This is a genomic window from Bacillus sp. MBGLi79, assembly GCF_002953915.1.
Map to the genome: position 1 here is coordinate 2,257,979 of NZ_CP026521.1, position 6,882 is coordinate 2,264,860.

11 protein-coding genes are annotated in these 6,882 nt (G+C 40.3%); 6 read left to right on the forward strand and 5 right to left on the reverse strand.

The annotated features are described in order from the left end of the window. The first annotated feature begins 164 nt into the window (after positions 1–164). From tkt to C1T29_RS11250, 3 genes are all read left to right on the forward strand, one after another. On the forward strand, positions 165–2,168 hold the full coding sequence (tkt, locus tag C1T29_RS11240; protein WP_103748733.1) for a transketolase: 2,004 nt from the start codon (positions 165–167) through the stop codon (positions 2,166–2,168). Between the two features lie 152 nt (positions 2,169–2,320). Continuing rightward, the gene (sirA, locus tag C1T29_RS11245) at positions 2,321–2,767 is read left to right on the forward strand and encodes a sporulation inhibitor of replication protein SirA (RefSeq protein ID WP_003231591.1); all 447 of its coding nucleotides are present in this window, start codon (positions 2,321–2,323) and stop codon (positions 2,765–2,767) included. Between the two features lie 85 nt (positions 2,768–2,852). Then, entirely contained in the window at positions 2,853–3,071 is a 219-nt protein-coding gene (locus C1T29_RS11250; RefSeq protein ID WP_003221221.1) for a YneF family protein, read from the forward strand. Between the two features lie 73 nt (positions 3,072–3,144). On the opposite strand, the gene ynzD is transcribed toward C1T29_RS11250, so the two are convergent. Then, on the reverse strand, positions 3,145–3,318 hold the full coding sequence (ynzD, locus tag C1T29_RS11255) for an aspartyl-phosphate phosphatase YnzD (protein ID WP_024121579.1): 174 nt from the start codon (positions 3,316–3,318) through the stop codon (positions 3,145–3,147). A gap of 219 nt (positions 3,319–3,537) precedes the next feature. Here ynzD and ccdA point away from each other — a divergent pair, with 219 nt between their 5' ends. The 3 genes from ccdA (at position 3,538) to C1T29_RS11270 (ending at position 5,266) form a co-directional block, all read left to right on the forward strand. Then, positions 3,538–4,245 carry a cytochrome c-type biogenesis protein CcdA gene (gene ccdA / locus C1T29_RS11260; RefSeq protein ID WP_095432849.1) on the forward strand — a complete coding sequence of 236 codons (708 nt, stop codon included), beginning with the start codon at positions 3,538–3,540 and terminating at the stop codon, positions 4,243–4,245. An 88-nt stretch (positions 4,246–4,333) separates the two neighbouring features. Then, a complete protein-coding gene (locus tag C1T29_RS11265) occupies positions 4,334–4,696 on the forward strand; it encodes a response regulator (protein ID WP_014113939.1) in 363 nt (120 codons plus the stop codon). A 78-nt stretch (positions 4,697–4,774) separates the two neighbouring features. Next, positions 4,775–5,266 carry a CcdC family protein gene (locus tag C1T29_RS11270; RefSeq protein ID WP_080478227.1) on the forward strand — a complete coding sequence of 164 codons (492 nt, stop codon included), beginning with the start codon at positions 4,775–4,777 and terminating at the stop codon, positions 5,264–5,266. Between the two features lie 30 nt (positions 5,267–5,296). On the opposite strand, the gene yneK is transcribed toward C1T29_RS11270, so the two are convergent. From yneK to sspO, 4 genes are all read right to left on the reverse strand, one after another. After that, positions 5,297–5,725: a DynA interaction protein YneK gene (gene yneK, locus C1T29_RS11275; RefSeq protein WP_014664129.1), complete on the reverse strand. Its 429-nt coding sequence runs from the start codon at positions 5,723–5,725 to the stop codon at positions 5,297–5,299. A 204-nt stretch (positions 5,726–5,929) separates the two neighbouring features. After that, positions 5,930–6,337, reverse strand: coding sequence for an Hsp20/alpha crystallin family protein (locus tag C1T29_RS11280; protein ID WP_020451602.1), 408 nt, complete (start codon positions 6,335–6,337; stop codon positions 5,930–5,932). Positions 6,338–6,473: 136 nt separating this feature from the next. After that, positions 6,474–6,620 carry a small acid-soluble spore protein P gene (locus tag C1T29_RS11285; protein ID WP_003182250.1) on the reverse strand — a complete coding sequence of 49 codons (147 nt, stop codon included), beginning with the start codon at positions 6,618–6,620 and terminating at the stop codon, positions 6,474–6,476. A 41-nt stretch (positions 6,621–6,661) separates the two neighbouring features. After that, positions 6,662–6,808, reverse strand: coding sequence for a small acid-soluble spore protein SspO (sspO, locus tag C1T29_RS11290; protein ID WP_020451603.1), 147 nt, complete (start codon positions 6,806–6,808; stop codon positions 6,662–6,664). Positions 6,809–6,882 lie beyond the last annotated feature (74 nt).

Consider the following 6,882-nt stretch of genomic DNA (forward strand, 5'->3'; position numbering starts at 1 on the left):
TACGCACAGACAATAGGTCAGTTAGATGACAATTAAATGTCTTAATTGTGACAGTTTTATGACAAAATTCAACAAGTTTCTCTCAAATTTAAGCTGAAACAGTTGAGAAAAAGTCGTCAGACATTTATGATGTAAGGGTACAACACATAAGGAAGGGGATTTTTATGGATACAATTGAAAAGAAATCAGTTGCTACCATTCGCACACTGTCAATAGACGCTATTGAAAAAGCAAATTCTGGTCACCCAGGGATGCCGATGGGGGCTGCTCCAATGGCATACACGCTGTGGACAAAATTTATGAACGTAAGTCCGGCAAACCCTGGCTGGTTTAACCGTGACCGTTTTGTTTTATCTGCTGGACATGGGTCAGCACTTTTATACAGCATGCTTCATTTAAGCGGGTTTGATCTTAGTATTGAAGATCTTAAGGGATTCCGCCAGTGGGGCAGCAAAACACCTGGACATCCGGAATTCGGACATACTGCCGGTGTGGATGCGACAACAGGTCCGCTTGGCCAAGGAATTGCCATGGCAGTCGGTATGGCAATCGCTGAACGCCATTTAGCGGAAACTTACAACCGTGATTCATTTAACGTAGTCGATCATTATACATACAGTATTTGTGGTGATGGTGATTTAATGGAGGGTATTTCTTCTGAAGCCGCTTCACTCGCAGGCCATCTTCAGCTTGGCCGTCTAATCGTACTATACGATTCTAATGATATCTCTCTCGATGGAGATCTGAACCGTTCATTCTCTGAAAACGTAAAACAGCGTTTTGAAGCAATGAATTGGGAAGTTCTTTATGTTGAGGATGGAAACAATATTGAAGAATTAACAGCGGCTATCGAAAAAGCACGCCAAAATGATAAGAAACCTACATTAATTGAAGTGAAAACGACAATCGGATTCGGATCGCCTAACCGCGCAGGTACATCCGGTGTTCACGGCGCGCCGCTTGGTAAAGAGGAAAGCAAATTAACAAAAGAAGCTTACGCGTGGACATATGAAGAAGATTTCTACGTTCCGTCAGAAGTATATGAGCATTTCGCTGCAGCTGTTAAAGAATCAGGCGAGAAAAAAGAACAGGAATGGAACGCTCAATTCGCTAAATATAAAGAAGTTTATCCTGAACTTGCTGAACAGCTTGAACTGGCAATCAAAGGAGAGCTTCCGAAGGACTGGGATCAAGAGGTTCCTGTTTATGAAAAAGGAAGCAGCCTAGCATCCCGTGCATCTTCCGGTGAAGTTCTCAACGGACTCGCGAAAAAAATTCCTTTCTTTGTCGGAGGTTCTGCCGACCTAGCGGGATCGAACAAAACGACAATTAAAAATGCCGGTGATTTTACAGCGGTTGATTACTCAGGCAAAAACTTCTGGTTTGGTGTACGTGAATTTGCGATGGGTGCAGCATTAAACGGTATGGCGCTTCATGGCGGACTGCGTGTATTCGGCGGAACTTTCTTTGTCTTCTCTGATTACCTGCGTCCTTCTATTCGCCTTGCAGCGTTAATGGGCCTTCCTGTCACATATGTCTTCACACATGACAGTATTGCTGTAGGTGAAGACGGCCCGACGCACGAGCCTGTTGAACAGCTTGCTTCACTCCGTGCGATGCCTAAGCTTTCTTTGATCCGTCCTGCAGACGGCAATGAGACAGCAGCAGCGTGGAAGCTTGCAGTACAAAGCACTGATCAGCCAACAGCGCTAGTGCTAACACGCCAAAACCTTCCTACCATCGATCAAACGCCTGAAGAAGCATTGGCAGGAGTAGAAAAAGGTGCATATGTTGTTTCTAAATCTAAAAACGAAACACCTGACGCTATTCTCATCGCTTCAGGATCTGAGGTAGGTCTTGCGATTGAAGCGCAAGCAGAATTGGCAAAAGAAAATATCGATGTTTCTGTTGTCAGCATGCCTTCAATGGACCGTTTTGAGAAACAATCTGATGAATACAAAAACGAAGTCCTTCCTGCAGATGTGAAAAAACGCCTAGCAATTGAAATGGGCTCATCATTTGGATGGGGCAAATACACGGGGCTTGAAGGAGACGTACTTGGCATAGACCGATTCGGTGCATCTGCCCCTGGTGAAACCATCATTAACGAATACGGCTTCTCAGTACCGAACGTAGTGAATCGAGTAAAGGCATTAATTAACAAGTAAGTCTTTGAAAGAGGATGAGTCAAATCATCCTCTTTTTCTTGTTTATCCGACAAAAATAGTATTGGCTGTTTAACAGTAATAGACAATTCTTTCTTTTCTTCTTTTGTATAATAGAGAGCAAATGAAATGCTGCTGGAAAAGGGGATGAAAAGATGGAACGTCACTACTATACGTACCTGATAAAAGAGGAGTTTGCCAATCACTATTTCGGGCGGGAATCGGTTATGTTTGAGCTGTTTCAAGACTATCATTGGACAAGCCTTGAAAAGCAGCAGTATGAAATGACAGAGAAACAGATTCAATATATTACACAACCAATCCCGATTTTACATATGCATCAGCGATTAAAAATGAATTTAAACAAAACGGATTACAGGCAGCTGGATTATATTTATAGAATAGCTTTGCCAAAAGCAAAAGGCCATGCGACATTTATGATGAAGGAGCACATGATAGAAATAGTGGCTTCGGGAGATTATGAGGCAGAAACGATATTCTTTGAAGTGTTAAGAAAAGTAAGCCCTTGCTTTTTAGCGATGGATTTCAATTCGAAGCGTTACGGATGGCTAAATCCGGTGAAAGAAAGAAATTTTGTCTAAAACCGAAGAAAAAGAGATGTAAATGTTGTATAATAGCTTTTGGTTTAGTACACTTTAAACTAGACAACATGAAGGAGGAAATAAAATGACTTTATGGGTTGGCATCCTAGTGGGCGTTGTTGCATTGCTCATAGGTGTTGCACTCGGGTTTTTTATTGCTCGTAAATATATGATGAGCTACCTGAAAAAGAATCCGCCTATTAATGAACAAATGTTACGCATGATGATGATGCAAATGGGAATGAAACCTTCTCAAAAGAAAATCAATCAAATGATGAAAGCCATGAATAATCAAACGAAATAATACGTAAAGATTATGATATAGAGAAACATGGTTATAAAATAAAAAACCCTTATACGGGTTTTTTATTTTGCGATCATTCATCACCCGCTACTGCTCGAAGGCGCTGCTTTTGATATTGTATGAGAAGATGGTCAAGCTCCTGACTGAGCTCTATCGTAATATGAGATGTCATTCCGTTCGCCATGACAATTTGCAGCAGCTCTGCTCTTTTTTTTTCAATTTCATTTAATAGATGCTCTCTAATCACAGGGATGTATCCTTTCATACATTAAATCTTCAAGTTGAATGTTTATATTATATCCATATTTATACTAATTTTCAAATGAGAAGGAGTACAATATCTCAATGTCAAATTAAATTATATAAGTTTTTTCTGAAAATAGAAATCCTTCAGGTGAAAGTGTTAAAAAAATGAAATGATTTTGTCATAACTTGAAGGAATGTCAAATCATGAAGGGATGATGACATGGGAGACGTAAATTATTTTTTGACATTCGGAGCGGGGTTTTTATCTTTTATTTCCCCTTGCTGCCTGCCGCTTTACCCAGCTTTCTTGTCATATATTACAGGGGTCAGCATGGATGATGTAAAAACAGAAAAGCTGCTGCTGCAGAAAAGAAGCCTGTTTCATACTTTGTGTTTTTTGCTCGGCTTTTCAGTCATTTTTATTGCTTTAGGCTATGGAACATCTTTAATTGGCAGCCTGTTTAGGGATTACCATGATGCGATTCGGCAAATTGGCGCGTTGCTTATTATTTTGTTCGGTTTCTTTACACTCGGCGTGTTCCGGCCAGAGGCTATGATGAAAGAGCGGAGAATCCATTTTAAGCATAAACCGAGCGGGTTTTTAGGTTCAGTCTTAATCGGAATGGCATTTGCGGCGGGATGGACACCGTGTACCGGTCCAATATTAGGTGCTGTTATCTCACTTGCAGGCACCAATCCAGGCTCAGCAGTGCCATACATGATGTTATATGTACTCGGTTTTGCTGTACCGTTTCTTTTATTGTCTTTCTTTATCACAAAGCTGAAATGGATAAGAAGGAACCAGCTTTTGATCATGAAAGCAGGCGGCGTTTTAATGATTGTGATTGGTGTGCTGTTATTCTTTGATTGGATGAGCCTGATCATTATTTTGCTGTCTGACCTTTTTGGGGGATTTACTGGTTTTTAATGGAGAATTACTTTCGCACTACTACTAAACCTGTTGTTTTTGGTACAATAAGACTATTATTTGTGGAAATCGTTTTTTGGAGGGGCATATGACAAGAGTTTTAGTTGTAGACGACGCCAAGTTCATGAGAGTGAAAATCAGAGAGATCTTGGAAGAGGCAAATTACATAATCGCAGGCGAAGCGGCGGACGGCGAGCAAGCAGCGGATCTGTATAAAAAACTGCGCCCGGACATTGTGACAATGGATATTACAATGCCAGTGAAAAACGGCATAAAAGCGCTTCGTGATATCCTAACCTTTGATCCTAAAGCGAAGGTCATCATGTGCACTGCCATGCGCCAGCAAAGAATTGTAACGGAAGCAATTGAGCTGGGGGCAAAGGATTTTATTGTGAAGCCGTTCGAGGAAACAAAAGTGCTGGAAGCTGTCAGCCGCGTTATGGGATATTAAAGTCATTTCTTTTCAAAATGGTTTTTTTTATTGTTTTGGAGTATAGTATATAGTATCAACACTCCGAGAAACAAAGGAATGATAAGTATGATGATTATAATTTCATCGATTATTGCTGTGTTCATGGCTGTAGCTGTCATGGTTGTCAGAATAAAGTCCTCTGACAAGCCTGTTTCACCAAAAAAAATCATTCTCCCGCCGATTTTTATGAGTACGGGAGCGTTAATGTTTTTATTTCCGGTATTTTGGGTAACTGGTGCAGAGTTTTTAGAAGCATTCACTTTAGGTGTGATTTTCTCTATTTTTCTAATCAAAACCTCTAAGTTCGAAGTTAAAAATAATGAGATTTACATGAAACGCTCTAAAGCATTTGTTTTTATATTAGTCGGTCTTTTGGTGATCAGAATCGTGATGAAATCGATTTTGAGCACATCAATTGATTATGGTGCATTGAGCGGAATGTTTTGGATTCTGGCTTTCGGTATGATTGTGCCTTGGAGAATCGCCATGTATTTATCATATCGAAAACTTCATAACGAGCTGCAGTCAGCTAATATTCAAATGAATTAAAAAACCTTTCCTCTTGCCAGGAAAGGTTTTTTATTTGAGAAGGGTTTGATAAGGCTCCAGATCGATTTTTTTGTCCCGCAGATGCCTTTTTAAGAAGGTATGGTCTCTTTTAGGAGTTGCGAGAATATAACCTTTGATCATAAGTTGCTGATCAATCTTTGCTACCTTTTCTTTTAATGCAAGCTCACCGATTTTGCCTGCGATTTTGGCTTTTGCTGCATCTCTGAACAGCTCTGGCACTGGCGCTGTCAATTCATCTAGAAACTGTTTATTTTCATCGTTCCATAAATGTTTGCTGTTTTCAATATAGTAATCCTGCCAATCAAGCTCTGACCTGCCGTCTTCTTTTGGTAAACGCTTTAAAAACTTTCGAAACATAAAAAACCCGCCGATTGATAATAAGATAACCATCATGATCACCCAAAATAGAATAAACCACAAAAACCATCCTTCCAGCATCTCTCATCACTCCTTTGTCTATTACCTATTTTACATGAAGGCGTTTTAGAAGAACATAGAAAAAATAATATAAAATGGGACACCGGCCTGATCAAAAGAGGTGCTAGAACATAATCTATTGTATAGCAATTCCCTAATCGGCCATAGAGAATTGCTAGCGGATATTTGACGAACGAACGGAAAAAACCCGGATGGCAAAGTGTTTTACGCGCTGTCCGGGTTCTGCTTGTTGTGCATGTATGATATAAAAGGAATATGAAATGAAAGCGAAACTTCATCTTGGCTTGCTTCCTTATTGATTTTAACTGCAAGAATGCTGTTCTCGCATTCCGCTTCGATCTGTTTGTCATTCAAAAAGAAAGGAAGCATCAGCGATTTTTCGTAATGCTGTTCATCGGTTTTAACCGCAAGCTTGAAATCGTAGCCGGAAAACGTCATGTCAAGGTGCCGGGCATTCAAGCGGCTTAAATCTGCTTCGATTATATATTCAGTGCTCGTTTCATAAAGGTCGATCGGAAAAGTCTCATCATAGAGGAGAAAAGGGTCGTCAACAAACTGTTTCATCCATTCTTTATCAAAATCTGCGGAATCGAAACGTTTTGTATTTGTCATTTGATCATTCCTCCATACCTAGCCTTACCGTTAGATTATGCACAGCTGTGAATTCATGTGAAGGAGGCGATTCGAAGGGGGTTGCATCGCCAGAGAGGTAAAGTAAAAAACCGCGCCGTGAAAGACGCGGAAAATGTTACATATCGTGACTGGAATTATGTTTTTGTCTCGTATGGTTCCGGTTTTTAACTTTTTTGCTTCCGCTCAAAGGCTCTGGCTGCCCAGGCTGAGCTCCTTTCGGTGCGTTTTTGCGCATATCTTTGCCGTCGTTTTTATTTGTCAATGTCTTAACCTCCTAAGCCATTCATGAAGGATTTTTAGGATTTATTGATTGGTCTTCCGTTTTTTGTTGTTTTGGCGTTCCGCCTCAGTGAGAATATGCTGGTCATCTTCAATATATCCCGCGCCGTTTCCTTGGCGTTTAGCATTGTTCATTCCATTGATGACATGATTTGCTTTTCGTTTGGCCAATTTCGATCACCTCAGACTGTAGTATAGCCTTAGCGGGTGTATTGTATAAAAAAATGTATTTCCAGTAAAATAAA

Bases quoted from the DNA above. Each gene is read 5' to 3' on its own strand.
- tkt (WP_103748733.1), top strand. From the start codon at position 165: ATGGATACAATTGAAAAGAAATCAGTTGCTACCATTCGCACACTGTCA.
- sirA (WP_003231591.1), top strand. From the start codon at position 2,321: ATGGAACGTCACTACTATACGTACCTGATAAAAGAGGAGTTTGCCAAT.
- C1T29_RS11250 (WP_003221221.1), top strand. From the start codon at position 2,853: ATGACTTTATGGGTTGGCATCCTAGTGGGCGTTGTTGCATTGCTCATA.
- ccdA (WP_095432849.1), top strand. From the start codon at position 3,538: ATGGGAGACGTAAATTATTTTTTGACATTCGGAGCGGGGTTTTTATCT.
- C1T29_RS11265 (WP_014113939.1), top strand. From the start codon at position 4,334: ATGACAAGAGTTTTAGTTGTAGACGACGCCAAGTTCATGAGAGTGAAA.
- C1T29_RS11270 (WP_080478227.1), top strand. From the start codon at position 4,775: ATGATAAGTATGATGATTATAATTTCATCGATTATTGCTGTGTTCATG.
- yneK (WP_014664129.1), bottom strand. From the start codon at position 5,725: ATGCTGGAAGGATGGTTTTTGTGGTTTATTCTATTTTGGGTGATCATG.
- C1T29_RS11280 (WP_020451602.1), bottom strand. From the start codon at position 6,337: ATGACAAATACAAAACGTTTCGATTCCGCAGATTTTGATAAAGAATGG.